Source organism: Endozoicomonas sp. OPT23, assembly GCF_009653635.1.
GTDB lineage: Bacteria > Pseudomonadota > Gammaproteobacteria > Pseudomonadales > Endozoicomonadaceae > Endozoicomonas_A.
Window position 1 is genome coordinate 1 of sequence record NZ_PPFD01000020.1, and the last position, 288, is coordinate 288.

Annotated in this window: 1 rRNA gene; it reads left to right on the top strand. The window is 46.2% G+C overall.

Features of this window, described 5'->3' with window-relative positions:
* Positions 1–118: 118 nt before the first annotated feature.
* Positions 119–288: ribosomal RNA gene (locus EOPP23_RS21275) — 16S ribosomal RNA — on the top strand; the annotation flags it as partial.

Here is a 288-nt window from a genome sequence, read left to right on the forward strand (position 1 = left end):
ATCAAGCGAACACACTCGTTATTAAGGTTTCTTAGGAAGCTTTAACTAATGTGAATGTTCATTTGAAGTGATTGAGTCGCTGAATGCTTTCTTAGGATCGCATGAAGCAAAACGATTTAAACTGAAGAGTTTGATCATGGCTCAGATTGAACGCTGGCGGCAGGCCTAACACATGCAAGTCGAGCGGTAACAGAACTAGCTTGCTAGTTGCTGACAAGCGGCGGACGGGTGCGTAACACGTAGGAATCTACCCAGTAGCGGGGGATAGCCCGGAGAAATCCGGATTAA